At 53.5% G+C, this 503-nt stretch carries 1 rRNA gene; it reads right to left on the bottom strand.

Features of this window, described 5'->3' with window-relative positions:
• Positions 1–503: ribosomal RNA gene (locus ACN08Y_RS10870) — 23S ribosomal RNA — on the bottom strand; the annotation flags it as partial.

Below are 503 nucleotides of genomic sequence, written 5' to 3'. Positions count from 1 at the left end.
GGGCTAACCAATCCTCTTAACCTTCCAGCACCGGGCAGGAGTCAGTCCGTATACATCGTCTTACGACTTCGCACGGACCTGTGTTTTTGATAAACAGTCGCTTCCCCCAATTCTCTGCGACCCATACACGCTCACGGTAGCAAGTACCGATCACGCTCAAGGCTCCCCTTCTCCCGAAGTTACGGGGACATTTTGCCGAGTTCCTTAACCATGATTCTCTCGATCGCCTTAGTATTCTCTACCTGATCACCTGTGTCGGTTTCGGGTACGGGCGGCTAAAACCTCACGCCGATGCTTTTCTCGGCAGCATAGGATCACCAAATCCCCCAAACGGGGTCCCATCACGTCTCAGGCAAACACCGGCGCATTTAACAACCGGATACCCTACACGCTTAGACCACGACAACCATCGCGTGGCTTGGCTACCTTCCTGCGTCACACCTGTTAATACGTTTACCTCCAAAAATCGGGTCCTGCACTCCACCCCCAAGCCCAACCACAAA

Origin of the sequence: Rothia sp. P5764 (assembly GCF_048512965.1) — a bacterium.
GTDB lineage: Bacteria > Actinomycetota > Actinomycetes > Actinomycetales > Micrococcaceae > Rothia.
This window is presented reverse-complemented; position numbering and strand designations above follow the sequence as displayed.